Raw genomic sequence first — 26,667 nt, 5'->3', positions numbered from 1 at the left:
TGCCGAGCCTGCTCAGTGCGACCGAGCTGCAGACGCTGCAGCAGCAGGTGCTGGCCGTCCATGCGGCTGCGCCGCTGTTGGACTATGTGCAGGATCTGGTGGCGGCCACCCGCTCGGGCAGGTGGTTTTTGCAGGGTCTGAGCCCGCGTGCCAGCATTGCCGTGGTGCGCGCGGCCAAGGCGCAGGCCTTGCTGAGCGGGCGCGATTACGTGGCACCCGATGACGTGCAGGCCATTCTGGCGCAAACCGTGGCGCACCGCCTGCTGCCTCTGGGGGATGCGGGCCGCGGCGCGGTCGAGCAGGTACGCGCCCTGCTGGATGCGGTGCCGCTGCCCTGAAGGCCTTGAGCCGATGCCCGTCGTACCGTCATTGCCCCACCCGCTGCTGCACCCGGTGGCCTATGTGCGCGCGCAGTTCCAGCGCTGGTGGCAGGCCCGCCTGCCGCTGACTGACATCTTTACCTTAACCCAGCGCAACGTCTACATTTTGCCCACGCGCCCGGGCTTCATGCTGGGGATCACGCTGCTGGTGCTGTTGGTGGCCTCTATCAACTACCAACTCAACCTGGGTTACCTGCTGACCTTCTTGCTGGCCGGCTGCAGCCTGGTGGCGATGCATGTGTGCCACGCGACATTGCGTGGACTCACTCTTCATTTAATAGCTACTGACCCAGTATTTACGGGGGCTACAGCCATAATTTTCATAAATATGGAGAACCCGCGCAAAAGCACCCGGTATGGCATTGGGCTGGCCTTGCTGGGCTCGGACCACTGGAGCTGGACCGACGTGCCCGCGCAAGCCAACGCCACCGTGCACGTCGCATTCAAACCAGAGCGACGCGGCCTGCACCGCGTGCCCGCGCTCACGGCCGAGACCCGCTTTCCGCTGGGCACCTTTCGGGTCTGGACGGTGTGGCGCCCGGCCGCCCAGGTGCTGGTCTATCCGGCACCAGAGCCCCACGCACCCGCCTTGCCGCTGGGTGAGCCCCGCGCAGGCGACGCCGCCGCGGCGCCTGGACCGGGCAGCGGTGACTACGACGGCATCCGCGCCTACCGCCGTGGCGACCCGCTCAAACTCGTAGTCTGGAAAAAAGCCGCCAAGGCCGACGAGCTCGTCAGCCGCGACACGCAGCAGGTGCAGCGCCGTGAACTGTGGCTGGAGCCGCAGCAAACCGGCATTTCACACACTGAACAGCAACTCTCGCGCCTGTGCGCCTGGGTGCTGCAGGCCGAGCAGCAGGGGCTCGATTACGGCCTGCGGCTGGGGGGACTGGACATCAAGCCCGCCCACGGTGAAAGCCATAAGCGCCGCTGCCTGCAGGCGCTGGCGCTGCACGGAACTTGAGGCCGCGGCTGTGTTAAACCCACTGCATCACCTGCGGCGGCTGCCACGCGACAGCCGCGACACCCTCTTCATGCTGGCGGTGATCGCCTGGGTGGCGCTGCCGCAGGTGAGCCATTTGCCGCTGTGGTGCAGCCTGCTCACTGGCGCGGTCATGCTCTGGCGCGGCTGGCTGGCCGTGACCGTGCGGCCGCTGCCCGCACGCTGGTGGCTGTGGCTGCTGCTGGTGCTGACCGTGGGCGCCACGCTGTTCACCCACAAGACCCTGCTCGGGCGCGATGCCGGCCTGACCATGATCATGGTGCTGCTGGCCCTGAAGACGCTGGAGCTGCGCGCCCGCCGTGATGCCTTTGTGGTGTTTTTCCTCAGCTTCTTCATGATGCTGAGCAATTTTTTCTTCTCGCAGTCGCTCTTGACGGCGGGCGCCATGCTGATCGCGCTGCTGGGCCTGCTGACCGCCCTGGTCAACGCCCACATGCCGGTGGGCCGGCCGCCCTTGCTGCAGTCGGCCCGCATCGCGGCCTCCATGACGCTGCTGGGCGCGCCGATCATGGTCGTGCTGTTCATGTTGTTTCCGCGCATGGCACCTCTGTGGGGTGTGCCCAGCGACGCCATGAGCGGGCGCAGCGGCTTGTCGGCCACGATGCAGGTCGGCACCATCGCCAGCCTGGCGCTCGATGACAGCGTGGCCATGCGCATCCGCTTTGAGGGCACGCCACCGCGCCAGTCCGAGCTGTACTTTCGCGGGCCGGTACTCTCCAGTTTTGACGGGCGTAGCTGGCAGCCGCTGCGCTCCGGACTGCCAGCGCGCATGCAGCCACTGCCCAACCTGCAGGTGCAGGGCGCGCCGGTCAACTACCAGGTGACCCTGGAGCCCAATCAACGCCCCTGGTTGCTGCTGCTGGACGCAACGCCCAGCGCTCCTGTGGTGACGGGCTTCAACCCGCACATGACGACCGAGTTGCAGTGGCAGGTGGAACGCCCGATCACCGACCTGCTGCGCTACACCGCCAGCAGCTACCCCCAGTTCAGCCACGGCCCGCGGCGCCCGGTGGCGGGTCTGCAGGAGTACCTGGAACTGCCCTTTGGTTTCAACCCGCGCACGCTGCAACTGGCCGCCGAGCTGCGGCGCGACCCGCGCTATGCCGCGGACGACGGGACGCAACTGATCGCGGCGCTGCTCGAGCGCCTGCGCACGGGCGGTTACGTCTACACCCTGGAGCCCGGCGTGTATGGCCGCGACACGGCTGATGAGTTCTGGTTCGACCGCAAAGAAGGATTTTGCGAACACATCGCCTCGAGCTTCGTCATCCTGATGCGCGCGCTCAACCTGCCCGCGCGCGTCGTCACCGGCTACCAGGGTGGCGAACAAAATCCCGTCGACGGTTTCTGGACCGTGCGCCAGAGCGACGCGCATGCCTGGACCGAAGTCTGGCTGAACGGGCGCGGCTGGGTGCGCGTGGACCCCACCGCCGCCGTGGCACCAGGCCGCGTGGGCAGCCTGCAGCGCCTGCAGGCGCCGCGAGGCGTCATCACCGAGGCCTTGCTCGGCAACGTCAACCCGGCGCTAGCTTTGAACCTGCGCGCCGTGTGGGACGCCGTCAACAACCGCTGGAACCAGTCGGTGCTGAACTACACGCAGCGCAAGCAGCTCAACCTGCTCAAAAACCTGGGTTTTGCGTCGCCAAGCTGGGAAGACCTGATCTACCTGCTGATCGGCATCGTGGTGCTGGCCAGCCTGGGAGGTGCGGCCTGGACCCTGTGGGAGCGCACCCGCCAGGACCCGTGGCTGCGCCTGCTGGCGCAAGCGGCCAAGCGACTGCAAAAAGCGGGCGTTCAACTGGCCCCGAACAGCCCCCCGCGCCGCCTGGCCGAGCAGCTGCGCGCCCAGCTCGGCCCCGACCACCCGGCAGCCCGGCGCATCGGCGACTGGCTCTTGCGCCTGGAAGCGTTGCGCTATGCGCCGCCCAGCGCCCAGCACGAGCGCCTCGTGACGCTTCAGCGTGAGTTCAAACGGCTGCACTGGCCCACGTGACTTCAAAGTCATTACTTCATTTTTGTGAGCAATCTAAGTCCTATCCACTTGGGCTAGAGCCAAAAATAGTCTGCACCCGCAATGCAGCGGAAGCGGATCTACAGAAGTTCAAATTGCCCGCGCGATACCGGACATTGGCGCCAGTACCCCAACTGAAGGCCCCCAGCGTTCGTATCAATCACCAATGAGAGTTATCAACGAGCCACCTCAGATTGAATCCTAGATTAGTCGGTCACTGCAGTCTGCTGGCATCACCGAGGTGCGCCATACGCGGGTTGGCAGAGGCGTTTTGGTTTCATTTTTCCCATATTTTTGAGATGGAGGACAGTATGAAAAAGACATTTATTCCAGCGGCCTTGGCGATCGCTGTTGGCCTCACTTTCGGCACAGCGACATTTTCTGCAGGTGCTGCAGGTGCTGGCGCAAGTGGCTCAGGCGCAGGTGGCTCAGGCGCAAGTGGCTCAGGCGCAGGCGGTACCGGTGGGGTCATGACTCAGAACATGGAAATGGTTCAAACGCAGGCGCAGGTCCGGGCACAACTGAGGGTACAGGACAAGCTGCTCACCCAAACCCGTGACCAACTCAAGATTCAGGATCAGTTGCTCACCCGAACCCGTGACCAGTTGAAGACCCAGGATCGGTTATTGACTCAGATCCGTGACCAGCTCAAGACTCAGGACCAACTGAAAACGCAGACGCGTGACCAGCTTCAGGATCAGGAAAAAATTCATCTCCAAGCCCTTGACCAGTTGAAGGCGCAGGATCAAATTCTGTTGAAAACACGCGATCTGTTGAAAGATCAGGAGCAGATTGAGCTGAAGACGAAGGATCAGTTGAACGTCAAGTAGGAGCGTACCAGGACCCGGGCTTGACGTCGGCCCTGGAAAAATGGCCGAACACTTAGGGTGTGCTGCTCTTTTTTAGACTGATGAGGTCTGCTTGCAAAGTCGTTTGAGCGCTTGAGTCTCAATCTCAAGATTTGGCTTGCCCGTCATCCACCTTATCTTTCAGGCGTTGCTTTCATAAGCTAACTCACTCACAAAACTTAAAAAGGACTTTTACTATGTGTTTCATTTGCGATGAACGCCTGTCTTCCCGGCGTGGATTTTTGTCTGTTGCAGCATACGGCGCGTTGACCGGTTTTGTACTGCCAGCAGCGCCTGCGTTTGCTGCCGGCGGTGCGGTGACTGCATTGAGCGCAGACGAGGCGTTGGCCAAGCTCAAGGCGGGTAACGAGAAATATGTGAATGCGCCGGAATTATGCTCGGCCCAACTTGGGGCACAGCGTGAACATGTCGCGAAGAGTCAGGCGCCCTGGGCCACGATTATTTCCTGTGCCGACAGCCGTGTACCCCCCGAGTTGTTGTTTGGCGGGCTGGGTGTGGGCGAATTGTTCGTTGCTCGCAACGCTGGCAACATGGTGGACACAGCCACCATGGGCACGATTGAATACGGCGCAGCTGTTTTGGGTGTCCCGTTGATTGTTGTGTTGGGGCATGAGCGCTGCGGGGCAGCGTCTGCGGCCTGTGAGGTTGTCGAGAAGAAGACTAAGTTTCCTGCCTCTATTGGTCCAATGGTCGATGCCATCGTACCTGCCGCTCTAGCGGTGGTGGGCAAGCCGGGAGACTTTGTCGACAACACCATTCGCGAAAGCGCAATCCGGACGGCCCGCAAGATCACTACCGAAAGCAGTATCGTTGCAGAACTTGTCAAGAACGGAAAAGTCAAAGTAATCGCCGCTCGTTACGATCTGGATGATGGGCGTGTTGAATACTTTTCCTGATCAGGCTTGAATCGTCTGGCAGATCTGGGGAGAAGGCGTCGTCACATCGCCGACCAATAACCTGTAGTCTGTCATGTCGGATAAGTGTCTCAGGTCATATTGACACGGGGGGCTGGAGTTGAACTGGACAACCGGAAAGCTGCCGGTCGTGAGCGACTCCCATGTATCTTTGCGGCAGTAGAAAGGCGGACTCCAGTGCTCAGTCGTGCGACCTTCAGCATTGTTTTTGGAGAAATCTTTCTGGGCTGCGATATTCTCTGTGGGTGGTTAATGACCTCGCGAAACGTGAGCCCACCGTTCTTCACCAATAACTTGCATAAGTTCTCGTCCCATCACTGCGCCGCCAGCCCCAGCTTGAGCGGCACCGGCTTGCCAACATCGGATTCGACCTTCTCTGGCGCCGCCACCGCGACGCGGGCGGGGGCTACACCGGCTTCTTGGAGCGCGGCGAGAATCGCTGCGGCGCGCTGCGCGCCCAGCGTGGCCAGGACATCGGCGGCCAGCGGCTGGTTCTGGTTCAGGCGCTGCTGCAACTGGTTGTAGAAGGCGCTGGCATCGGCTACCTGTGGCTCGCCCTGGATCAGCTTGCTCACGCGCTGCCAGATTGGCAATTTCGCCTGGGCCGCTTCGGTCTGGATGCTCGGCAGGCTCGCCGCAGCAGCGGGTGCGGCGGCACCGCCTTCGGCTGCCTTTTTCTGCTGGTTGAGTTCCGCCTCGCCAAAGCGCTCGGCGTACAGGTCCCGCATCGCACCGCGCAGCGCGCGGTCACCCAGGTCGACCGGACCGGGCTCTTCGCCTGCCTGGAGCTTGATGCCGGCACGGCGGGTGATCTCGACCCGCACCGCGCGAGCCCTCAAGGCGGCCCCATCCGCTGCTTCGCTGTATTGTCCGGGCACCGACAATTTCAGCTGCGCGCGCTTGGCCAGAATCTGCCCCACCTGCTTAAGCTTTTCGCGCTCCGGGGGCAGCAGCTTGGCGCTGCCGGCGTCGAAGTCGATCGACTCCAGCTTCTCGCCCTGGACGCCCAGCAGGTTGCCCAACGCTCGGAACGGCGCGGTGACAATCTTGCTCAGCAGGTTCCCGATGGCCTTCCAGATGATGGCGCCATAGCTGAACTGCGGGTCACTGAGGTTGCCCGAGATGGGAAGGCCAAGTTCGATGCGGCCGTCGCTGTCCTTGAGGATGGCGATCGCCAGTTGCAGCGGCAGCTTGAGCGCATCGGGGCTGTCGACCCGCTCGCCCAAGGTCAGCTTGTCAATGACGATCTGGTTGCTGCCCTCTAACTGGCTGTCGCGCAACTTGTATTGCAGGTCCAGCGATATTTTCCCTTCGGCGACCTTGTAGCCGGCGAATTTCATGGTGTAGGGCGAGGTCGCCACCATGTCGACATTCTTGAACACCACGTTGATGTCGGTGTTGTTGCGCGGCGCGAACGGGTTGAGTTCGCCGCGGATACGCGCCAGGCCGAACTCGTCGACCCGGCCGTCAAGCTCGATCTGGCTGCGTGCCTCGCGGTTCGACGAGAGCCCGTTGATCACGCCGTTGAGCTCGTATATTTTGGCGCTGAACTGCGGGCGCAAACTGAGATCGGTGAAGTCCAGCTTGGCGTTCTGGAGGCGCAGGCGCCGGATGCGAACCGGGAACGGGTCGTCCGCAGCCTTTGTCGGCGTCGTCGGTGCCACGGCCTTCGGGTCGGCAGCGTCCGGTCGCACCAGCAGGCGGGCCGCATTGAAGCTGCGGTCGTCTTCGATGATCAGCGTGGCGTTGGGCTCGACGATACGCAATTCCGGGACGTCGAGCCGGTTGGGGTTGAGGCTGGCCGTGAACTTGTCGGCGCTTGCGTTCTTCCACGCGGCGAACAGGCCGCCGTCCACCTCGTTGAGCGTCAGCCCGGCCACGTTGAGCGCGCCGACGTAGCGCAGGCGCGGGCTCTTGGCCGTGCCCGCGCCAGTGCTGAGCCGCCCTTGCGCGGAGACATTGCCGCGGGCGATTTTCAGCTTCAGATAGTGGGCCAGAAGGGGCTGCAAGGGCGCCAGCGCGAGCTGCTTGAGACGCACATCGGCCTGCAGTTCACCGCTGGCCGGGACCACGCTGCCTTGCGCCGCGAACTGCCCGCCTTCGCGCAGGCCCAAGCCCGCGTTGAACTTGACCGGTCGCTTCAGATCGCTGCTGGCGCCTTCGAGTGTCAAAGCCAGGTCGGTGACCTGAACCTTGACGCCCGCGCTGTGATCCGCCACATCGGCACCGAACTTGCTCAATTCCACGGTCTTGGCCACGGCGACCCAAGGCTTGCCGGGCGCCACCACAGGCGCTGGCGCTTGCGCTTCGCTGCCGCCGTATCGAGGCAACAGTGCCATGAGATTGAGTTTTCCGTCCCGCTCGCGCTCGATCTGCAGTTGCCCACCTTCGGCATAGAGCCGCCCGACACCCGCCTGCCGGGCGGCAAGGTCGAGGCTACCGTCCGTGAAACCCAGTTGCGCCAGCCTGAACGGGGTTTGTGCCCCGCTGGCAATCGTCAGATCGGCGAGCGAAAAGGCGGCCTCGGACAGCTTCAGTTGAAAGTTGGCGCCGGCCTGCTCGGCAGCAACCTGCAGCTGCAACCGGACCTTGCCCGCGTCCACCTTGAGCGGCGGTGTGGCCGTTTCGTCCACCGCGCTGATCGCCACCTGATCGATCAGTACCTGCTTGACCGCCAACTTCCAGTTGTTGACCGCCACCGCGGCAGGCGGCCCCGAGGCCGCCTTTGGGCCCGCAGCGGCGATCATGAGATTGGCCAGATCGAGTTCACCCTTGGCGTCGCGTTTGACACTGAGCTTGCCGGCGTCAACGCGGACCTCGCCCACCGTCATCTGCCGGCTTGCCAGATCGGCGTTGACGTCGCTGACGTCAAGGCGCGTCAGCGTTGCAAAGGAATCGGTGACGCCCTCGCGCGCCAGCGCAAGATCGCGCAGCGACACCTTGGCGCCTTCCAGTGCGGCTTCGAACTTGCCGCCGGCATAGGACAGGCGGTAAGGCAAGGTGGCGGAAAGTTGCCCGGCTGCCACCCGCGCATGGGTGTACGACTTGAGATAAACCGCCAGCTCCGGCAGCGAGGCGTTTTCAAGGGTGACTTCACCGCTGGCGCGGATTGGGTTCACCGATGCCTTGCCCTTCCAGCGCATCTTGCCGCCGCGCGCGGACTGGGCCGTGAAGGTATGGGTGTCGTTCTGCTCCGGCAAGGTGCTGAAATTGTTCAGTGCAAAATCGATCGGCGAAAAGGAGTTGTCATAGCCGGCCCGCCGGTCGTGCATGACCACCCTGCCCTGTTCCAGCGCAAATTGCTCGATGACCACGCGTGGCAGGCTGGTGTCGGCGGACGCTTCGTGCGGTCGGCGCTCGAGCGTGAGCAACAGTTCAGCAAGATTGAATTTGCCGTCCGGCGCGATCGCCAGGTTCGCGCTCGGCGCGGTGATGCGGATGTCGGCAAAGCTCCAGGCCCGCCGGATCAGGGACTTCCATTGCAGTTCCACGGTGAGTTTGCCGATGGCGAATAAGGGCGCGCCATCGGCCTCGGCCAGGTGCAAATCCTGCACCTCCAATCGCAAAGTGAAGGGATTGAAACGGACCTCGCCGATCGTCGCCTGGCGCGCCAGTTCGGTCTGCCCCAACTTGGGGACCTGATGCTGGATCAGCAGGGGAACCAGCCAAAATCCAGCTATTGCGTACACGGCCAGCAAGCCGGCCGCGCCGGCCGCCCACCGTTTCCACCGACTGTGTGTCGGCTGAACGCTCTGTTTCGCCATGGTTACCCCTTGATGCACTTGTGTTGTCTTGGCGGGCGAAAAACAACGCCGCACATATAAGTATGCCCCTTTGCCTGCCGAACTGGGCAAGGACGCAGGGCGCATTCGCAGGGGCATGATCCGTCTGATGGGTGCCGGGTCTTGGCATTGCTCAAACTTTCATCTGGAATTTGACCGGCGTTTTCTGAATCACCGCTGGCAACTGGTGCCGTGTTGACACCTCGCTACACTGGAACGCGAACTCAAACTACTGCACTGGCCCCCTTGACTCCCAAGCTTTTTTTATTTACTACATTTTTTATAGCTACTTGCGCCCTATCGACGGGGGCTAGAGCTCTAAATGATGCCAAACCTGCAGCAGTTATCCTGGCGGCAGCGCCAACGGCAAAAACCATGAAGCTGGCGCGCAGAGCGAAGCCCGCCAGGCGGACCGTGCGCCAGGGCCGACTGGCGCTCCACCAGGAACCCAGCAGGCAACCCGCGCTACCCGGGCCGGTCTACGCGCAGCGCGCTGACGCCATGTTGGCGGCAGACGACATCGCGGCACGGCGCGATCTGCCCCCTGACTGGGTGCGCCAGGCCATTGGGGATGCCCGTTATTTGCCGCAAGTGGCCAGATACATCCAACCACCGCCGCCGGGAACGCCCAAAAACTGGCAGCTTTACCGCAGCCGCTTCATCGACCCGGTGCGGATCAGGGCCGGCGTCCAGTTCTGGCAAGACAACCGGCAGACGCTGGCGCGGGCGCAAGCTCAGACCGGCGTGCCGGCCGAGATCATCGTCGGCATCATCGGGGTGGAGACGATCTACGGCCAGCAAATGGGCAGCTTTCGGGTCATCGATGCTTTGACGACGCTGGCTTTTGATTTCCCCGTCAGCCACCCGCGCGCGCAAGCCCGCAGCGCGTTCTTCCTGGCCGAACTGGAGCAGTTCTTGAGCCTGACGCATCGCACGGGCGTGGATCCGTTGACTCCGCTGGGCAGTTTTGCCGGCGCCATGGGCATGCCGCAATTCATGCCCTCGAGCTGGGTGAAGTACGCGATTGACTTTGACGGCGACGACCGGGTGGACCTGTTCAACAGTCCGGCCGACGTCATTGGTTCGGTCGCCAACTATTTTCACGCCTTCAACTGGCAACCCGGTATGGCGACCCATTACCCGGTGCGATTTGACAACGCGACTTTGAACCTGCCGGCGCTCATGGCGCCTGATATCCTGCCGACCTTCAGCGCCGAGCAGTTTGTGGCTCAGGGCGCTGTGCTGGAAGGCGCCGCCTTGCAGCATCCGGGCAAGCTGGCGCTGGTGGAGTTGCAAAATGGCGATGCACCCCCCAGCTACGTGGCCGGCACCGACAACTTCTATGCCATCACACGCTACAACTGGAGCAGCTACTATGCCATGGCCGTGATTGAACTGGGCCAGGAAGTGATGCAAGAAATGGCACGCGAGCGCAGTCAATAATTGACCGGCCCTGCCCTCCCTGATTGAGACCTGAACCTTACCTTATGGCCAAAAAACCTGAAACCGCCTCCCGCATTGCCGACAACAAGAAGGCGGCCTACAACTATTTTTTCGAAGAGCGCTTTGAAGCCGGGCTGGTGTTAGAGGGCTGGGAGGTGAAGTCGCTGCGTGAAGGCAAGGTCCAGATCACCGACGGTTACGTCGTCATTCGCAATGGCGAGTTGTTTGTCATCGGCGTGCAGATCCAGCCGCTGGGCACCGCCTCGACCCACATCAGCCCGGACAAGCAACGCACCAAAAAGCTCCTGATGCACAGGGAAGAAATCAAGCGCCTGATTGGCAAGGTCGAGCAAAAAGGCTACACCCTGGTGCCGCTGAACCTGCACTGGAAAGCCGGCAAGATCAAGTGCGAGATCGCACTGGCCAAGGGCAAGGCCGAGCACGACAAGCGCGACACCATCAAGGACCGCGAAGGCAAACGTGAGGTGGAGCGTGCGATGAAGAGCAATCACCGGTAAATATTTTTCGTTTAATGGAATAAATGGGTCGCGACTGGTGTTTATCCCTGTGCAAACGCTTGTTTGCGTTCATCAACTCAGGAGTTCATCATGAAAATCACCTCTCGCGCCAACCTGTCCCGGTCTCTGACGCTCGCCCTCCTGGCAGCTTGCGGCTCCCTGTATGCCGCCCCGCCCATGGTGGCTGATGGCGTACTGGTTGGCGCCAACGGCATGACGCTTTACACCTTCGACAAAGATGTGGCTGGCAGCGGCAAATCGGCCTGCAACGGTCCGTGCGCAACCAACTGGCCGCCTTTCATGGCCACCGAGTCTGACAAAGCCGCGGGCGACTACAGCGTCATCACGCGTGACGACGGTAGCAAGCAATGGGCGGTGAAAGGCAAGCCTGTGTACTACTGGGCGAAAGACAGCAAGCCGGGCGACAAGACCGGTGACGGGTTCAACAAGGTGTGGCAGACCGCCAAACCGTGAGTGCTGCTGAGTCATGGCGGGACAGACCACCGCTGCTCGAAGCGAGCAGGCGCTGTTCTCAACTGCTTGAATGAGCGCGCAGCCCATCGTCGATCAAATCCCCGCGCTGCGCCGTTATGCGCGCGCGCTGACGGGCGACGCCTGGGCCGCCGATGATCTGGTGCAGGACACGCTGGAGCGCGCCTGCAGCAAATGGCGTTTGTGGGCGGCGGGCTCGGACCTGCGTGCGTGGTTGTTCACGGTGATGCACAACCTGTTTGCCAACTCGGTGCGCACAGCCAGGCGGCAGGCACCGGGCGGCACCGTCGATATTGACGATGTGGCCCACGAACTGCGAGCCGCCGACGCGGGTCTGGACCATGCCATTGATTTGCAGCGCTGCCTGATGCGGCTCCCAACGGACCAGCGGGCGGTACTGCTGCTGGTCAGCCTGGAGGACATGAGTTACGCGGATGTCGCGCGAATCACTGCAGTGCCCATTGGCACCGTGATGTCGCGCCTGTCGCGCGCCCGTAGCCGTTTGCAGGAACTGCTGGATGCACCGGCCCACAGCGCCGCCTCGCAGCCAGCGAGCGGCACGCCGACGAGTCAGGCGCCGTCCCTTCGCCGCCTGAAATAAGCCACCGGAAAACACCATGAACAGGACCCCCTCTCGCCCGCTGACCGAAGACGAAATGCACACACTGGTGGATGAGCAGCTGGCGCCCGTCACGCTGGCAGCCCTGCAAGCGCGGCTGGCCCAAGACCCCGCAGCGCAGGCCACGGTCGTGAAGTGGCGCCAGCAACGTGACGCCCTGCGCAGCCTGCATCAGCCCACTCTGGACGAGCCGGTGCCCGCCACGCTGATGACAGCGGCGCAACAAACCGCTGCCTCGCAGCAGGACATCAACCAGTGGTGGCGCTGGGGTGGCATGGCCGCCGGGGTCATGCTGGCGTTTGGGGTGGGCTGGTTCTCCCACACGGCCTGGCAGGGTGAGGGACAAAATCAGGCGCTCTCGTCCGTGCTGGCCAGCGCAGCGGCCGCGCCGGACTTCGCGCGCCAGGCCGCCGTTGCGCACGCGGTGTACGCCCCGGAAATTCGGCACCCGGTGGAAGTGAGCGCCACGGAGCAGGCGCACCTGGTGCAGTGGCTGTCCAAGCGTGTCGGCAAGCCGCTCAAGGTGCCGAATCTGGCGCCCCAAGGCTATGACCTGGTAGGCGGACGCCTGCTGCCAGGCGAAGCCGGTGCGCGGGCGCAGTTCATGTTCCAGAATGCGGCCGGTACCCGCATCACGCTTTATCTCGGCGCCTTGGACAAGTCTGCGGCTGGCGCTGACGTCCGTGACACTGGCTTCCAGTTTCGCGCTGACGGGCCGACACCGAGTTTTTACTGGATCGACCAGGGCTTTGGCTATGCGCTGGCCGGGCCGGTGCCGCGAGATGCGCTTATGAAACTGGCAGAAGCGGTGTATCGCCAGCTTTGATCTATTTAAGCGCCCGCAGCGGATGCGTCTGGGGCGTCCACGGGCTGCTGAAAAACGGCGCCACCATTGCCGGCGTCACGTCTTCAATTCGGGCCGGGTTCCAGTGCGGCGTGTTGTCTTTGTCCACCGCCAGCGCGCGAATGCCCTCAACCGTCTCGCTCTGGCCGGCGCTACACCCCAGATGCCGGGGGGCAAAGCAGTGGTGCACCATGTCGCGCTCCATGCGCAGGTCATCAGCCAAGCTCAAGGAGCGAGCGCGGCGAATTTGTTCCAGCGTCACTTGCAGCATCAGGGGCGAGCGCTGGCGCAAAGTGACTGCCGTCGCTTGCGCCCACTCGTCGGCGTCAGCCTCCAGCGCCTGCACCATGGCGGCCACGGAATCCAGTCCAAAATAATGATCAATTTGGCCCCTGGCCCCCGTGGAATAAGCGGGTGCAGCTATTGAATACATAGCAACCCAGGAATCGATGGCAGTGGCGTGATCAAAATTGAGCTGGGCCAACGCCTCCCAGGCTGACGGCAGTTCGGTGGCGTCAAAGTGGACATCGGCCAGACCCAGCGCCAGCGCCGCGGCGGGACCCAGGATTTCGCCAGTCAGAGCCAGCCACTCGCCGGTATGCCCAGGACAGCGGCTCAGAAAATAGCCCCCGCCGACGTCCGGAAACCAGCCGATGTTGGTTTCCGGCATGGCCATCTTGGTGCGCTGCGTGACGATGCGGACCTTGGCCCCTTGGGCAATGCCCATGCCACCGCCCATGACGATGCCGTCCATGAAGGCAACAAAGGGTTTCGGGTAGCTGTGGATCAGGTGATTGAGCGCATATTCCTCGGTGAAGAAGTCTTCCAGCGCCGGGTCGCCCGCCAGCGCGGCCTGATGAAAAAAGCGGATGTCACCGCCCGCGCAAAAGGCGCCGAAGGGGCCGGATTTGTTGCTGCCACGAATCGCCACCGCCTTGACCCGGGCATCATCACGCCAGGCGAGCAGGCACTGAGTCAGGGCACGGATCATCGACAGCGACAGTGCGTTCAGCGCCCGGGGCCGATTCAGCGTGATCAAGCCGACCTGGCCGCGTACCTCGCTCAGCACGTGGCTTGCCTCATCGCTTGACGCGGGGTCCTGCAATTTAAGTCCAACGTTCGTCATGCGCGGTTCCGCCATCCAATCAGTTCATTGAGAGCCAAGGCCCCGATCACCAGCGCACCGCCCAGCAGCACATTGGGGCCCGGCACCTCGCCCGCGCCAACCCAGGCCAGCAAAATGCCAAAGATGACTTCCAGCAAGCCCAGCAGCGCCACTTCGGGCGCTTTGAGAACCCGGGTGCACAGCACCGCCAGCGTGCAGGGAATAGCCAGCTGCACCAAACCCAGCCCGGCCAGCAACACCAGATCGTGCGGTGAGGCCTGAAACGGCAGGGCCATCGGCAAGGTCACCAGGCACGAGAGCACCGCGCCAATCAACACCGCAGGAATCAGCTCGACGTCATGTCCTTGCGCGTGGGCATGTTGTGTCACGGTCCAGTTGGCGGCACCCGAGATCGGAACGCACAAGGCCACCAAGGTGCCGAGCAGGCTGCCGCCCTGGGTGATGTTGCTGCCGTACATGTAGACGATGCCGCCACCCGCCACGACGATGGCGACCCAGGTTCGCTGGGCAATGCGGTGCCCAATGAACAGGCGAGCGGCCAGCGCCGTGAACAAAGGCCCCAGCGCCATGGTGATCAGCACATTGGCGACGCTGGTGAGTGTGATCGCCAGCATGAAGAAAGTGAACATGCCGGCCCAGCAAGCGCCGGAAATCCACAGTGCGGAACCACCGCTGCGCATGCGGGCGAACACGCCACGTCCCAGAAAGATCGGCAGGATCACCAGCAAGGACAGCACCGTAAAGAAGCTGCGCCAGAAGGTCACCTCAAAGCTGCGGGCCTGCTCCAGATGGCGCGTGACGACACCGGCGATCGACCACATCAGGGTCACCGCCACCATCAGGAGAACGGCCCGGTTATGCGTGAGCCTCATGCGTCTTTAATCAGTTGGGGACAGGGCTAGTTCGCTTCGCGTAACTGCGGACTGTCCCACAAAAACCGAAGGTTAACGACCCGCGCGCTTGCGCTCGCTCTCGGTCAGGTAACGCTTGCGCAGGCGGATCGACTTGGGCGTGATTTCGACCAGCTCGTCGTCTTCGATGAATTCAACGCCGTATTCCAGCGTGCATTCGATCGGTGGCGTGATCTTGGCGACATCTTCCTTGCCCGACACACGGAAGTTCGTGAGCTGCTTGGTACGCGTGGCATTCACCACCAGATCGTTGTCACGGCTGTGGATGCCCACAATCATGCCTTCATAGACAGGATCATTGGGGCGCACAAACATGCGGCCACGGTCGTCGAGCTTGCCCAGCGCATAGGTGAAGATTTCGCCGGCGTCCATGGAAATCAGCACGCCGTTTTTGCGACCACCGATGTCGCCCTTGTGCGGCTCGTAGCTGTCGAAGATGTTCGAGATCAGGCCCGTGCCACGCGTCAAGTTCAGGAATTCGTTGGTGAACCCGATCAGACCGCGCGCCGGAATGCGGTACTCCAGGCGCACGCGGCCACGGCCGTCCGGCTCCATGTTGACCAGATCGCCCTTGCGCTCGCCCAAAGCTTGCATCACGCCGCCCTGGTGTTGCTCTTCGATGTCGGCCGTGACCAACTCGATGGGTTCGTATTTCTCGCCATTCACGTCTTTCATCACCACGCGTGGCTTGGAGACGGCCATCTCAAAACCTTCGCGGCGCATGTTTTCCAGCAAAATGGTCAGGTGCAATTCGCCACGACCCATGACTTCGAAGATGCCTTCTTCGTCGGTTTCCTTGACGCGCAAGGCCACGTTGTGTTGCAGTTCTTTTTGCAGGCGGTCCCAGATCTGGCGGCTGGTGACGTACTTGCCTTCGCGACCGGCCAGCGGGCTGGTGTTGACGCAGAAGTTCATGGTCAGGGTCGGTTCATCGACCTTGAGCATGGGCAGCGGCATCGGATTGACCGGATCGGTGATGGTCACACCAATACCGATGTCAGTCAGGCCGTTGATCAGCACGATCTCGCCAGGACCGGCATCCGTGGTCTGGACGCGCTCCAGGCCCTGGAAGGTCAAGACCTGGTTGACCCGGCCTTTGACAGCCTTGCCATCCGGCCCTTCCATCACCACCACGTCCATCATGGGCCTGATCGTGCCCTGGCTGATGCGCCCAACACCAATCCGGCCCACAAAGGTCGAAAAGTCGAGCGCCGAGATTTGCAGTTGCAGCGGCGCGGCAGGGTCGCCCTGTTGGTGCGGCACATGTTCGAGCACGGTGTTGAACAGGGCCGACATGTCGGGGCCCCACTGTTCACCCTGCTCACCCTCTTCCATGGATGACCAGCCGTTGATGCCCGAGGCGTAGACCACGGGGAAATCGAGCTGTTCGTCGGTGGCGCCGAGCTTGTCAAACAAATCAAACGCGGCGTTGACCACCCACTGCGGACGCGCACCGGGCTTGTCCACCTTGTTCACCACCAGAATCGGCTTGAGTCCCAGGGCCAGGGCCTTCTTGGTCACAAAACGCGTCTGCGGCATCGGGCCTTCTTGCGCATCGATCAGCAACACGACACCGTCGACCATGGAAAGTGCGCGCTCGACTTCGCCGCCGAAGTCGGCGTGGCCGGGGGTGTCAACGATATTGATGTGGGTGCCTTGCCAAGTCACGGCGCAGTTCTTGGCCAGAATGGTGATGCCACGCTCTTTTTCAATGGCGTTGTTGTCCATCACGGTGTCGACCACTTTTTCGTGGTCGGCAAAGGTGCCGGACTGGCGCAGCAATTGGTCGACCATGGTGGTCTTGCCATGGTCGACGTGGGCGATGATGGCGATGTTTCGGATTTGTTTATGCGACATGGTTCACTTTCTCTTAAATCTGGTCAAAATCTGTTTTCTCAGGAACTGAAGACGGGACGGCGCACAGCACGCCTGGCCCCGATCCGCCATCTCCCACTATTTGCTCAATCTCAAGCGGACTCAACAGCCGCCCTGGTATTAATTCTCCCGCCACCACATGGGCGGTGCCCAACAGGGCGCCTCGTGCCTGTCCTGAGCCCGTCGATGGGCCGTACACAGCGACCTGACTCCTGTCAGGCCAGTCTCCCCGGCGGCGCAAGCCACTCAGAAAACGCCCTGCATTCTCGCCGTCCAGCGTGACCACCGTGTGCTCGCCCAGGAGCGAGTCCACCGGCAACAACTGGCTCCATCTTTCTTCATCGGTCATCGCCTCCAGCGCCGCCAGCGTGACGCACTGCGCCACGTTGAAGCCACCGGTTTCAACCCGGCGCAATCCAATTAGATGCGCGCCGCAACCCAAGGCTTCACCAATATCCTCTGCCAAGGTCCTGATATAGGTTCCCTTGCTGCATTTAACTACTATTTTAATAGCTGAGTATTCACTATCCACGGGGGCTAGCGTCATATTTAGCTTATAAATTGTCACTTCGCGGGCATCCCGCTCCACCTCCACACCGGCCCGTGCGTATTCGTACAAGGCTTTGCCGTCTTTCTTCAAGGCGCTGTGCATCGGCGGTATCTGCCGAATCAGCCCGGTGAAGCGCAACGCCACCTCGCTAAGATCCTGCGCAGTCACCTTGACCGGCCGCTCTGCAATCACCACCCCTTCGGCGTCGCCAGTACTGGTCTTTACACCCAGCCGCGCCACCGCCTCGTACGTTTTGTCCGCCTCCAATTGCAGCTGACTGAATTTGGTGGCGGCACCAAAGCACAGCGGCAACAGACCCGTGGCCAATGGATCAAGCGTGCCCGTATGGCCGGCTTTCTCGGCCCGCATCAGCCATTTGGCTTTTTGCAAAGCATCGTTGCTGGACCAACCCAAAGGCTTGTCCAGCAACAGCACCCCATGAACGGGGCGCCTGGCAACCCGTGCACGCGGCGCATTCATGTGGTCTAGTCTTCCTTGGCGCGTGACGCCACCGCGCGCGCAATCAAGGCGTTCATGTCAGCGGCGCGCTCCGTGGTCTGGTCATACACAAAATGCAGCGTTGGGACCGTATGGATATGCAGGCGCTTGAACAGACCGGCCCGCAAGAAACCGGCCGCCTGATTCAGGCCTTCGGTACACAGCTTCGAATCCCCGGTCAACAGGCTGAAGAACACCTTGGCGTGCGCGTAATCGGGCGTGACTTCCACGCCTTGGATCGTGACCATGCCCACCCGCGGATCTTTGAGCTCGCGCGCGATCAGTTCGGTCAGGTCCCGCTGAATCTGATCGGCGACCTTGAAGGCGCGGTTGGGGGTCTTTGACTTTTTACGCACGATTTACAGCGAGTCCATCAAAGCGTCCGCGCCACTTCGCGGATTTCAAAGAATTCCAGCACGTCACCCACTTGGATGTCGTTGTAGTTCTTGATATTCAAACCGCAATCAAAGCCTTCACGCACTTCCTTGGCATCGTCCTTGAAACGCTTGAGCGAGTCGAGTTCACCCGTGAAGATGACCAAATTGTCGCGCAGCAAACGCAGCCGCGCGGTGCGCCGCACGACACCGGCGGTGACCATACAGCCAGCGATCGTGCCAATCTTGGACACCTTGAAAATCTGACGAATTTCGGCGGTACCAATGACTTCTTCCTTCTTGTCCGGCGTCAGCATGCCCGACATGGCGAGCTTGAGCTCATCCACGGCGTCATAAATGATGTCGTAGTAACGGATGTCCACGCCGTTGTTCTCAGCCAGCTTGCGCGCACCGGCATCGGCTCGGGTGTTGAAACCGATGATGACGGCCTTGGAGGCAATCGCCAGGTTCACATCCGACTCGCTGATGGCACCGACTGCGGTGTAGACCAGTTGCACCTTGACCTCGTCGGTGGAGAGCTTGAGCAAGGACTGCGCCAGCGCTTCCTGCGAACCCTGCACATCGGCCTTGATGATGATCGGCACCAGCTTGACCTCGCCCGCGGCCATGTCGGTAAACATGTTCTCGAGCTTCGCCGCTTGTTGCTTGGCCAGCTTGGTGTGACGGAACTTGCCCGCGCGGTAGGTGGCAATTTCACGGGCCCGGCGCTCGTCGGCCATCACCATGAATTCGTCACCGGCTTGCGGCACTTCCGTCAGGCCCTGGATTTCGACCGGAATCGAAGGGCCCGCCGTCTTGATGGTCCTGCCGTTTTCGTCCAGCATGGCGCGCACGCGGCCATAAGTGGAGCCCGCCAGCACGATGTCGCCCGTCTTGAGCGTGCCCGACTGCACCAGCACGGTGGCCACCGGGCCGCGACCCTTGTCCAACTGGGCCTCGATCACCAGGCCCTTGGCCATGGCGTCGACCGGCGCTTTGAGTTCCAGCACTTCGGCTTGCAGCAGCACCTGTTCCAGCAAAGCGTCAATGCCGGCACCGGTCTTAGCTGACACGGGGACAAATGGCGAATCACCACCAAACTCCTCGGGCACCACCTGCTCCACCACCAGCTCGTTCTTGACGCGCTCGGGGTTGGCATCGGGCTTGTCGATCTTGTTGATGGCGACCACGATCGGCACACCGGCCGCCCGGGCGTGCTTGATGGCTTCTATGGTTTGCGGCATGACGCCATCGTCGGCGGCAACCACCAGAATGACGATGTCGGTGGCCTTGGCACCCCGGGCTCGCATGGCCGTAAAGGCTTCGTGACCAGGGGTATCAAGGAAGGAAATCATGCCACGCGGCGTTTGCACGTGGTAAGCGCCAATGTGCTGGGTAATGCCACCGGCCTCGCCCGTGGCGACCTTGGCGCGGCGAATGTAATCGAGCAAGGAGGTCTTGCCATGGTCCACGTGGCCCATGACGGTGACCACCGGTGCACGTGGCAGCGACTCGGACTGCTGCTGGGACACTTCGTCGACGGTAAAGGCTTCTGGATCGTCCAGCGCCGCGACAATCGCCTTGTGGCCCATCTCCTCCACCAAAATCATGGCAGTGTCCTGGTCCAGCGGCTGGTTGATGGTGACCATCTGGCCGAGCTTCATCAAATGCTTGATCACCTCGGACGCCTTGACCGCCATCTTGTGTGCCAACTCGGCCACGGTGATGGTTTCCGGCACGTGCACTTCAATCACACGCTGCTCAACCGGTGCCGCCTGCACCCGATGGTCATCGCGGTCGCGATCACTGCTGCCGCGTCTGCCGCCACGGGCAGGGGCGCGCCAATTGGTGCTGCGACCCGCCCCCGGCGCCGCCGTGGCACCACGGGTTGGGATGCCTTTTTTCTTGGCCGGATCACCCGCCCAGCTGCTAGACAGCTTGGCCGACTTGACTTCTTTGCCAGCGCCAGCAGCGGCACCAGTAGCCGGCGCGCCAGGCGCCCCGGGCTTCGCCAGCACGGCCCCAGCAGCTGGCTTGTGCAGCGTGCCCTTCATGGCCGGCTTGACTTCTTCGGGCTTCTTGGGCGGTGGCGGCGCCTTTTTGGCCGGCGAGGACATCATCAGACGAATGGCAGCGGCTTCGCTCTCTGCCTTACGGCGCCGGTCGCCCAAATCAGCCGCGCGAGCCACATCTTCGGCCGCGCGGGCTTTGGAATCTGCTATCTCTTTTTCACGTGCAAGGCTCTTTTCTTTGGCCAGGTCTTGTTCTTTTTGCGCTGCAGCCAAAACCTTGGCCGCTTCGATTTCGGTTGTATCCGGCACCGCTTGCGCGGGGGCATGCAGCTTGCTTTTTTCTTTGAGCGCGCGCGCTGTCGCGGCTTCTGCGGCAGCTTCAGAGGCTACTGCAGCGGCCTTTTCAGCGGCTTCGAGTGAGCGTGCTTCCTGCTCTTCACGCTGACGCCGGCGCTCAGTCAGTTCTTCTTCCTGGCGCCGAATCAACTCAGCCTGACGGCGCGCCTCTTCCTCCCGACGGGCCAACTCGACGTGGTCGACCGCAGGCATCGCTTCGATTTCCTGTTCGGGCTCAGGTGCAGGCGCCTCCACGCTCACATCAGCGCCATCCTCGCGCCGGATGAAGGTGCGTTTCTTGCGAACCTCGACCTGAATGGTGCGCGCTTTGCCACTGGCGTCCGCCTGCTTGATTTCGGTGGTCGACTTCTTGACCAAGGTAATCTTCTTGCGTTCTGCGCCTGCGGCGCCATGGGTCGACTGCAGGTAACTCAGCAGGCGCTGCTTGTCAGCGTCATCGAGTTTGTCGGTCGGTGCCGTTTTGGCAACGCCCGCCGACTTGAGCTGCTCAAGCAGCGTAGCGGTAGATTTCTTGAGTTCGTTTGCAAACTCGGCGACTGTCGTACTGAACATTTGTTGGGTAACCTTTCATGACCATTACTCTTGAGAAGCGGCGTCATTGGTAAACCAATGTTCGCGCGCCTTCATGATCAAGGTCTTGGCCTCGTCCGCAGACTGGCCGGTGATTTCTGTCAATTCGTCAACGGCCAGGTCAGCCAGGTCGTCCAGGTTGTTAACGCCGCTTGTTGCCAGCTTGGCGATCAGCTCAGGGCTGAGACCCTGAAGATCGTTCAGATCCAGCGAAACCGCCTGCACACTCTCTTCATGCGCGATTTCCATGGTCAACAACGCATCCTTGGCCCGGGTGCGCAATTCGTTGGCGGTGTCTTCGTCGAAGCTCTCGATTTCAAGCATTTCTTCCAGTGGCACATAGGCCACCTGCTCCAGGCTGGTAAAGCCTTCGGCAATCAGCAAATCGGCGATTTCTTCGTCCACATCAAGGTGTTCCATGAACAGCTTGCGACCCGAATCGGTTTCGCTCGCCTGCTTCTGGGCCGACTCGGCCGCGTCCAGGATGTTGATCTTCCAGCCGGTCAACTCGGAGGCCAGGCGCACATTCTGGCCGCCACGGCCGATCGCGATCGCCAGGTTTTCTTCATCGACGACCACATCCATGGCATGGCGCTCTTCGTCCACCACAATGCTCGACACATTGGCCGGCGCGAGCGCACCAATCACAAACTGCGCCGGGTCTTCGCTCCACAGCACGATATCGACGCGCTCGCCGGCCAACTCGTTGGTCACCCCATTGACCCGGGTACCGCGCACGCCAACACAGGTGCCGATCGGGTCAACCCGCTTGTCATGCGACAACACGGCGATCTTGGCGCGGGAACCGACATCGCGGGCGCAGGATTTGATTTCCAGCAAACCCTGTTCAATCTCGGGGACTTCCTGGCGGAACAGCTCGATCATGAATTCAGGCGCAGAACGTGACAATATGATCGGCGCACCGCGCAAGGTCAGGTCGACTTCCATAATCATGGCGCGAACCCGGTCACCGACGCGCAAGTTTTCTTTGGGGATCATCTCGGTGCGGCGCAGGCGGCCCTCGACCCGGCCGGACTCGACGATCAGATCGCCCTTATCCAGACGTTTGACGGTACCGACAAAAATATTGTCGCCGCGCGACATGAAGTCGTTGAGCAGCATCTCACGCTCGGCGTCGCGGATCTTTTGCAGAATGACCTGCTTGGCCGCCATGGCGCCAATACGGCCAATCGGCAACGACTCCACCGTTTCTTCGATGTATTCGTCGACCTCGATGTCGGGAATCTGCTCTTTGGCTTCAAACAACAGGATTTCCTGATCGGGCAACTGCAAGCCGGCTTCGTCGGGCACCACATGCCAGCGCCTAAAGGTTTCGTAGTTGCCACTGTCGCGGTCAAGCGCCACCCGGATGTCGACGTCACCCTGGTAAGTCTTTCTTGTGGCCTGGGCCAGCGCCGCTTCAACGGCGCCAAACACCACATCAAGCTCCACGTTCTTTTCACGTGATATGGCTTCTACCAGCATTAACATTTCGCGATTCATGCCATGACTCTCCTGTTTCAATTCAATCCAAATTCGACTCGGTGTCAGCCTTGGCGCCGCGGCCCTTAAAACTGACAATGGGCGCCAGGCGCGCCTCTTTCAACTCATCAAGCGTAAAACCCAGGGCCTGCAACGGCGCGGGCAATCTCTTTTTACTGACTCGTTGGCCAGGTTTGACCGCAGGCGCATCGCTCCAGACGATTTGCCAGCCCGCCGCAACACCCGGCTCGCCAGCGTCGCTTGGCGCACGCTCCAAGGTTCCGCGAAACTTCTTGCGCGTGGCACTCACCTGACCAGCGGCTGCCGCGCCAATGGGCGCCTTCAACGTGACGTCAATCTCTTGCCCCACAAAGCGCTCGAAATCTTTCTCATGGCGCAAGGGGCGATCAATACCGGGCGAGGAGACCTCCAGCCGCTTGTAATCAACACCATCGACTTCCAGCGCAAACAACAACTGACGCGTGACTTTCTCGCAGTCTTCGACCGTAATGAACTGTTCTGCTCTAACGCCTGCCGAGATAACAGCCGACGCCGGATCCCAAGGCAAATCAATTGCGCAACAGACCGCCAGCGGAACGATCGGTTTCCACCAGGTCGTAGCCTAGCCCGGCTACGGTTTGCTCAACAATTTCTTTCAACGCCACGAGAGTTCAAATGCCCTGTATAAAAACAATCGACCAAAAAAAACGGGCGGTAGTAACCCGTCCGTTTGGTCGTGAAGCGGCAAATTATAGCCTAATAAAATCCGATTTCAACTCTTTCGTCCCAACGAACTGGGCCTAAGTGCCTTGATTTTCAAGAGTTTTACTGTTGTTTGGCTGTCGGCAAAGTACCCGCCTTGATGAGCACCATGTCGTCTGGCTTGAGATATTTTTTGATAGTGCCGTTGACCTGTTCGTCGCTGATGGCATTGATTTTCACCGGGAATTCGTCCAACCAACGAACATCGTAGCCCCGGTTAACAGTGGCCAACAAAGCGTCTGCCATGCCGCTCGTCGTGGCAAGGTTGACCTTGAAGGAGCCAATCAGGTTGCTTTTGCGGGACTCGATTTCGTCAGCTGTGACACCGGCCTCATACCAACGCTCAAGCTGGTGCTTGGTCGAGGCAATGCCTTTGTCGAGCAACGCAGGGGCAAAACTGGCGGAAATCTTCCAATCTCCGGCGCGGAGCATGTCATTGGCCAGGTTGGCGTCGATGCCATACGTCAAGCCTTCCTTGTCGCGCACATTGGCCATCAATCGCCCGGTAAATCCGCTGCCCAAAATGGCAGTGGCAACTCGCAACGCCTGGTAGTCGGGGTCACTGTAGCGCAGGCCACTGGCTTGGCCCAAGATGACGGATACGCTGGTCTTGTCAGCCATGGCGACCACTTGCTCCTGCGGCGCCCGGGTCACTTCTGCCTTGGTACTGCCCGCGACACTGGCGCCACCCGACCACCCGGAAAACGACTGCCTGATGGCCGATTGCAGGGTACTCATGTCAAGGTCACCCGTCATCACCAGCGTCATGTGCGCCGGTCCGTAATGGGCTTTGTAAAAGGCTTTGACATCGTCCAGTTTGGCCGTACCAATAGCGGCCAGCAACGCCTGCGGGGCAGGGTTGCGGTTGGGGTGTGTCTCGGAATAGACGGCACGGGTAAAGGCATCCGCAGCACGGAAATCGGTACTCTCAAGGCGCCGCTGCAGGGCTCCGGCGTATTGCTGCTTTGCCTTGGCAAACTCATCTTCCGAGAAGGCTGGCGTGCGCAGTTGTTCGGCAATCAGGCTCAACAGCAGGGGACCATCCTTTTTGAGCGATTTGGCACTGATTTCAAGGAGGTCAACACCGACCCTAAAGTCAATGCTTGCGCCAACGGCTTCAAGCTTTTCAGCAATGGCAAACTTGTCCTGTTTTTGAGTGCCTTGGTCAAGCAACATGCCGGTCAGCATCGGGATGCTGGGGTTGCCTTTGCCCCCCAGCGCCCGGCCTGCCGGCAATGAGGCACGCACGGTGATGACATCTTTCGCGCCAGTCGGGTATGCGATCACGTCGATGCCGGCAATTTTGCTGCGCCGAACGTTGGGCGCAATCATGGCGCCTGAAGCGCCGCCAACCCCTGCCGCCGAGGCATCCGCCACGCCCGGTGCATCGACGCCAGGACTGCGGTAATAGTTGGGGCCACCCGCCGGGAACAAGTTCGATTTGGGCGTGCTCAGCGCAGCTGAGCCACCCGCTGCAGTCGGTACAAACCAGCCGGTAATGCTTTGATCTTCATTCAGGTAACGTTGGGCGACACGCTTGACGTCGGCGACTGTGACCTTCTGTGCCGCAGCGTCCAAGGAATAGAACAACGACCAGTCCCCGGCTGCAATGCACTCATTGAGGTTGCCGGCAACGGCAAATGAACCATCCCGCTTGAAAGCGGAATCGGCCAGCGTCTTGGCAATCGCCGCCTTCAGTTCCCCTTCTGAAACGCCGTCCCGCTTCAGTGTTTCGATTTCTTGCACGATGGCGTTCTCGGCATCGGCATGTTTCACGCCCGGCGCCAGCGGCGCAAAAATGATATGCACCGTGGGGTCACTGTTGAAGCCAGCATCGGCTTCAACGCCGGTCGAGAGATTTTTGTCAGTCACAGCCTTGTACAGGCGGCTGTTTTTGCCGTCCGCCAGAATGGCGCTGAGCAAGGTGACTGCCGCGTAGTCGGGATGGGTGGCAGCCGGGATTTTGTGGGCAATGGCCACCACGCCCAGTTGGCCCGCACGCTTGACCGTCACCCGACGGGCGCCGGTTTGTGCCGGCTCTTCGGTATACATGGCGGGGATCGGTTGCGGTGAGCGCGGGTAAACGCCAAATGATTTTTTGACAATCGCCAGCGCCTGTTCTGGCTGAAAGTCACCAATGATCGAGACAGTGGCGTTATCGGGCCAATAGAAGGTGTTGTAGAACTCACGCAGTTTTTCAATTGACACCTTCTCAATGTCACTGCGATGCCCAATGGTGCTGTGGTGATACGGATGGGCCACAAACGCGCTTTGGTAGATTTCCTTGTACAGCGACTGAATCGGCGAGTTCTCGCCCCGTTCAAACTCATTGCGTACGACCGTCATCTCAGGTCGACGGTCCTCTTCCCGCAGGAGCAGGTTGCGCATGCGGTCTGCCTCCATGTCGGCGACAGCGGCAAGATGCTCACTGGCTAGGTTTTCGTAATAATTGGTTCGGTCCAGCCAGGTGGTCGCGTTGTACTTGGCGCCGGTGCGCTCCAGCAACTGGTCAACGTTATTGCCTTTGCTGCGGTCCCGCTGGGTTGTGCCTTTGAACATCAAATGCTCAAGAATATGGGTCGCACCTGTGGTACCCGTGACTTCATTTTTTGAGCCAACCCGGTAGGTCACCATGAACGTCAGTGTCGGGCTGGAATGCTCGGGCAGCAGCAAGACCTGCAAACCGTTGGATGAGAGGGTGTACTCGTCGATACTGCCCACGGTTTTGACGTGGGTAAAGCCGTCAGCAACAACACGCGCTTGTGCTGTCAAAGTCAAGCAAAGAAGTCCCGCCAGCCAGATGCATCGTCTCATGTTGTCGCCCCGTCAATAAAGCTGGCGACCATATCACAAGCCAAAACGCCCTGTTGCTGCTCAATCCGGGACGCCGGTCCATCGCCGTCCTGGCACTGGCCGATAGAACAACCTTGAAGGGGCCCCGAGCTCAGGGTGCGCAAAGAATCAACATCGCATGCGACAATTCTGTGTCGATAACGACTGCCTCAGGCGAGCGCGGCAAATTCCGTCAAAGCGGTTTGCGGCCGTCGCCGGGACGATGACGTTTTAACTGCATAGAGAACACAGAGAAAAGACCATTATGGGATTCCTGACAGGAAAGAAACTATTGATTACCGGTGTCTTGTCCAAGCGCTCCATTGCCTATGGCATCGCGCAAGCCTGTCACCAACAAGGGGCTGAACTGGCCTTCAGCTACGTGGGAGAGCGCTTCAAGGAGCGCATCACCGAGTTTGCGGCCGATTTTGGGTCCACGCTGG

19 protein-coding genes and 2 pseudogenes are annotated in these 26,667 nt (G+C 61.1%); 11 read left to right on the top strand and 10 right to left on the bottom strand.

Translation table 11 applies throughout. The features are described 5' to 3' along the window. From GZ093_RS14090 to GZ093_RS14070, 5 genes and pseudogenes are all read left to right on the top strand, one after another. Positions 1 to 338 (top strand): annotated as a pseudogene (locus GZ093_RS14090) (AAA family ATPase); the annotation flags it as partial. A gap of 13 nt (positions 339 to 351) precedes the next feature. Then, complete coding sequence (locus tag GZ093_RS14085; RefSeq protein WP_296486905.1) at positions 352 to 1,344, top strand: DUF58 domain-containing protein; 993 nt, start codon at positions 352 to 354, stop codon at positions 1,342 to 1,344. 70 nt (positions 1,345 to 1,414) lie between these two features. Next, positions 1,415 to 3,376: a DUF3488 and transglutaminase-like domain-containing protein gene (locus tag GZ093_RS14080; protein ID WP_296486913.1), complete on the top strand. Its 1,962-nt coding sequence runs from the start codon at positions 1,415 to 1,417 to the stop codon at positions 3,374 to 3,376. A gap of 329 nt (positions 3,377 to 3,705) precedes the next feature. Then, positions 3,706 to 4,224, top strand: a complete 519-nt coding sequence (locus GZ093_RS14075; RefSeq protein ID WP_296486903.1) for a hypothetical protein — start codon at positions 3,706 to 3,708, stop codon at positions 4,222 to 4,224. A 215-nt stretch (positions 4,225 to 4,439) separates the two neighbouring features. Then, positions 4,440 to 5,159 (top strand): carbonic anhydrase, encoded by a 720-nt coding sequence (locus GZ093_RS14070; RefSeq protein ID WP_296486901.1) that lies wholly within the window; start codon positions 4,440 to 4,442, stop codon positions 5,157 to 5,159. Positions 5,160 to 5,491: 332 nt separating this feature from the next. On the opposite strand, the gene GZ093_RS14065 is transcribed toward GZ093_RS14070, so the two are convergent. Then, on the bottom strand, positions 5,492 to 8,941 hold the full coding sequence (locus GZ093_RS14065) for a DUF748 domain-containing protein (protein WP_296486899.1): 3,450 nt from the start codon (positions 8,939 to 8,941) through the stop codon (positions 5,492 to 5,494). A 519-nt stretch (positions 8,942 to 9,460) separates the two neighbouring features. Here GZ093_RS14065 and mltB point away from each other — a divergent pair. From mltB to GZ093_RS14040, 5 genes are all read left to right on the top strand, one after another. After that, positions 9,461 to 10,402 carry a lytic murein transglycosylase B gene (mltB, locus tag GZ093_RS14060; RefSeq protein WP_296486911.1) on the top strand — a complete coding sequence of 314 codons (942 nt, stop codon included), beginning with the start codon at positions 9,461 to 9,463 and terminating at the stop codon, positions 10,400 to 10,402. A gap of 44 nt (positions 10,403 to 10,446) precedes the next feature. Further along, the gene (gene smpB / locus GZ093_RS14055; protein WP_296486897.1) at positions 10,447 to 10,920 is read left to right on the top strand and encodes an SsrA-binding protein SmpB; all 474 of its coding nucleotides are present in this window, start codon (positions 10,447 to 10,449) and stop codon (positions 10,918 to 10,920) included. 90 nt (positions 10,921 to 11,010) lie between these two features. Further along, a complete protein-coding gene (locus GZ093_RS14050) occupies positions 11,011 to 11,394 on the top strand; it encodes a hypothetical protein (RefSeq protein ID WP_296486895.1) in 384 nt (127 codons plus the stop codon). Between the two features lie 70 nt (positions 11,395 to 11,464). Continuing rightward, positions 11,465 to 12,013, top strand: a complete 549-nt coding sequence (locus GZ093_RS14045) for an RNA polymerase sigma factor (RefSeq protein ID WP_296486893.1) — start codon at positions 11,465 to 11,467, stop codon at positions 12,011 to 12,013. A gap of 16 nt (positions 12,014 to 12,029) precedes the next feature. Continuing rightward, a complete protein-coding gene (locus GZ093_RS14040) occupies positions 12,030 to 12,857 on the top strand; it encodes an anti-sigma factor (RefSeq protein ID WP_296486891.1) in 828 nt (275 codons plus the stop codon). Position 12,858: 1 nt separating this feature from the next. Here the strand turns inward: GZ093_RS14040 and GZ093_RS14035 are convergent, their stop codons facing one another. The 9 genes and pseudogenes from GZ093_RS14035 to GZ093_RS13995 form a co-directional block, all read right to left on the bottom strand. Beyond that, the gene (locus GZ093_RS14035) at positions 12,859 to 14,001 is read right to left on the bottom strand and encodes an enoyl-CoA hydratase/isomerase family protein (RefSeq protein ID WP_296486889.1); all 1,143 of its coding nucleotides are present in this window, start codon (positions 13,999 to 14,001) and stop codon (positions 12,859 to 12,861) included. Continuing rightward, positions 13,998 to 14,873 (bottom strand): DMT family transporter, encoded by an 876-nt coding sequence (locus tag GZ093_RS14030; protein WP_296486887.1) that lies wholly within the window; start codon positions 14,871 to 14,873, stop codon positions 13,998 to 14,000. Before GZ093_RS14030 ends, GZ093_RS14035 begins: the two co-directional genes overlap by 4 nt. A 72-nt stretch (positions 14,874 to 14,945) precedes the next feature. Next, positions 14,946 to 16,769 (bottom strand): translational GTPase TypA, encoded by a 1,824-nt coding sequence (gene typA / locus GZ093_RS14025; RefSeq protein WP_296486885.1) that lies wholly within the window; start codon positions 16,767 to 16,769, stop codon positions 14,946 to 14,948. 13 nt (positions 16,770 to 16,782) lie between these two features. Continuing rightward, complete coding sequence (truB, locus tag GZ093_RS14020; protein ID WP_296486883.1) at positions 16,783 to 17,817, bottom strand: tRNA pseudouridine(55) synthase TruB; 1,035 nt, start codon at positions 17,815 to 17,817, stop codon at positions 16,783 to 16,785. 5 nt (positions 17,818 to 17,822) lie between these two features. Further along, the gene (gene rbfA, locus GZ093_RS14015) at positions 17,823 to 18,194 is read right to left on the bottom strand and encodes a 30S ribosome-binding factor RbfA (protein WP_296486909.1); all 372 of its coding nucleotides are present in this window, start codon (positions 18,192 to 18,194) and stop codon (positions 17,823 to 17,825) included. 14 nt (positions 18,195 to 18,208) lie between these two features. Beyond that, on the bottom strand, positions 18,209 to 21,130 hold the full coding sequence (gene infB / locus GZ093_RS14010; RefSeq protein WP_296486881.1) for a translation initiation factor IF-2: 2,922 nt from the start codon (positions 21,128 to 21,130) through the stop codon (positions 18,209 to 18,211). A gap of 24 nt (positions 21,131 to 21,154) precedes the next feature. After that, the gene (gene nusA / locus GZ093_RS14005; protein WP_296486880.1) at positions 21,155 to 22,651 is read right to left on the bottom strand and encodes a transcription termination factor NusA; all 1,497 of its coding nucleotides are present in this window, start codon (positions 22,649 to 22,651) and stop codon (positions 21,155 to 21,157) included. A 22-nt stretch (positions 22,652 to 22,673) separates the two neighbouring features. Beyond that, a pseudogene (gene rimP / locus GZ093_RS14000) lies at positions 22,674 to 23,295 on the bottom strand (ribosome maturation factor RimP). Positions 23,296 to 23,455: 160 nt separating this feature from the next. Beyond that, a complete protein-coding gene (locus GZ093_RS13995) occupies positions 23,456 to 26,170 on the bottom strand; it encodes a pitrilysin family protein (RefSeq protein WP_296486878.1) in 2,715 nt (904 codons plus the stop codon). 319 nt (positions 26,171 to 26,489) lie between these two features. On the opposite strand from GZ093_RS13995, the gene GZ093_RS13990 reads away from it, so the two are divergent. Then, positions 26,490 to 26,667: SDR family oxidoreductase (locus GZ093_RS13990; protein WP_296486907.1), on the top strand; the 178-nt coding region annotated here is incomplete at its 3' end.

The organism is Rhodoferax sp., from assembly GCF_010365055.1.
In the GTDB taxonomy this organism is placed as follows: domain Bacteria; phylum Pseudomonadota; class Gammaproteobacteria; order Burkholderiales; family Burkholderiaceae_C; genus Rhodoferax.
Note: the sequence above shows the minus strand (reverse complement) of the source record. Positions and strands in the feature narration are given on the sequence as shown.

Excerpts from the sequence above, each read along its gene's own strand:
- GZ093_RS14085 (WP_296486905.1), top strand. The coding sequence starts at position 352 with ATGCCCGTCGTACCGTCATTGCCCCACCCGCTGCTGCACCCGGTGGCC.
- GZ093_RS14080 (WP_296486913.1), top strand. The coding sequence starts at position 1,415 with ATGCTGGCGGTGATCGCCTGGGTGGCGCTGCCGCAGGTGAGCCATTTG.
- GZ093_RS14075 (WP_296486903.1), top strand. The coding sequence starts at position 3,706 with ATGAAAAAGACATTTATTCCAGCGGCCTTGGCGATCGCTGTTGGCCTC.
- GZ093_RS14070 (WP_296486901.1), top strand. The coding sequence starts at position 4,440 with ATGTGTTTCATTTGCGATGAACGCCTGTCTTCCCGGCGTGGATTTTTG.
- GZ093_RS14065 (WP_296486899.1), bottom strand. The coding sequence starts at position 8,941 with ATGGCGAAACAGAGCGTTCAGCCGACACACAGTCGGTGGAAACGGTGG.
- mltB (WP_296486911.1), top strand. The coding sequence starts at position 9,461 with ATGTTGGCGGCAGACGACATCGCGGCACGGCGCGATCTGCCCCCTGAC.
- smpB (WP_296486897.1), top strand. The coding sequence starts at position 10,447 with ATGGCCAAAAAACCTGAAACCGCCTCCCGCATTGCCGACAACAAGAAG.
- GZ093_RS14050 (WP_296486895.1), top strand. The coding sequence starts at position 11,011 with ATGAAAATCACCTCTCGCGCCAACCTGTCCCGGTCTCTGACGCTCGCC.
- GZ093_RS14045 (WP_296486893.1), top strand. The coding sequence starts at position 11,465 with ATGAGCGCGCAGCCCATCGTCGATCAAATCCCCGCGCTGCGCCGTTAT.
- GZ093_RS14040 (WP_296486891.1), top strand. The coding sequence starts at position 12,030 with ATGAACAGGACCCCCTCTCGCCCGCTGACCGAAGACGAAATGCACACA.
- GZ093_RS14035 (WP_296486889.1), bottom strand. The coding sequence starts at position 14,001 with ATGACGAACGTTGGACTTAAATTGCAGGACCCCGCGTCAAGCGATGAG.
- GZ093_RS14030 (WP_296486887.1), bottom strand. The coding sequence starts at position 14,873 with ATGAGGCTCACGCATAACCGGGCCGTTCTCCTGATGGTGGCGGTGACC.
- typA (WP_296486885.1), bottom strand. The coding sequence starts at position 16,769 with ATGTCGCATAAACAAATCCGAAACATCGCCATCATCGCCCACGTCGAC.
- truB (WP_296486883.1), bottom strand. The coding sequence starts at position 17,817 with ATGAATGCGCCGCGTGCACGGGTTGCCAGGCGCCCCGTTCATGGGGTG.
- infB (WP_296486881.1), bottom strand. The coding sequence starts at position 21,130 with ATGTTCAGTACGACAGTCGCCGAGTTTGCAAACGAACTCAAGAAATCT.
- nusA (WP_296486880.1), bottom strand. The coding sequence starts at position 22,651 with ATGAATCGCGAAATGTTAATGCTGGTAGAAGCCATATCACGTGAAAAG.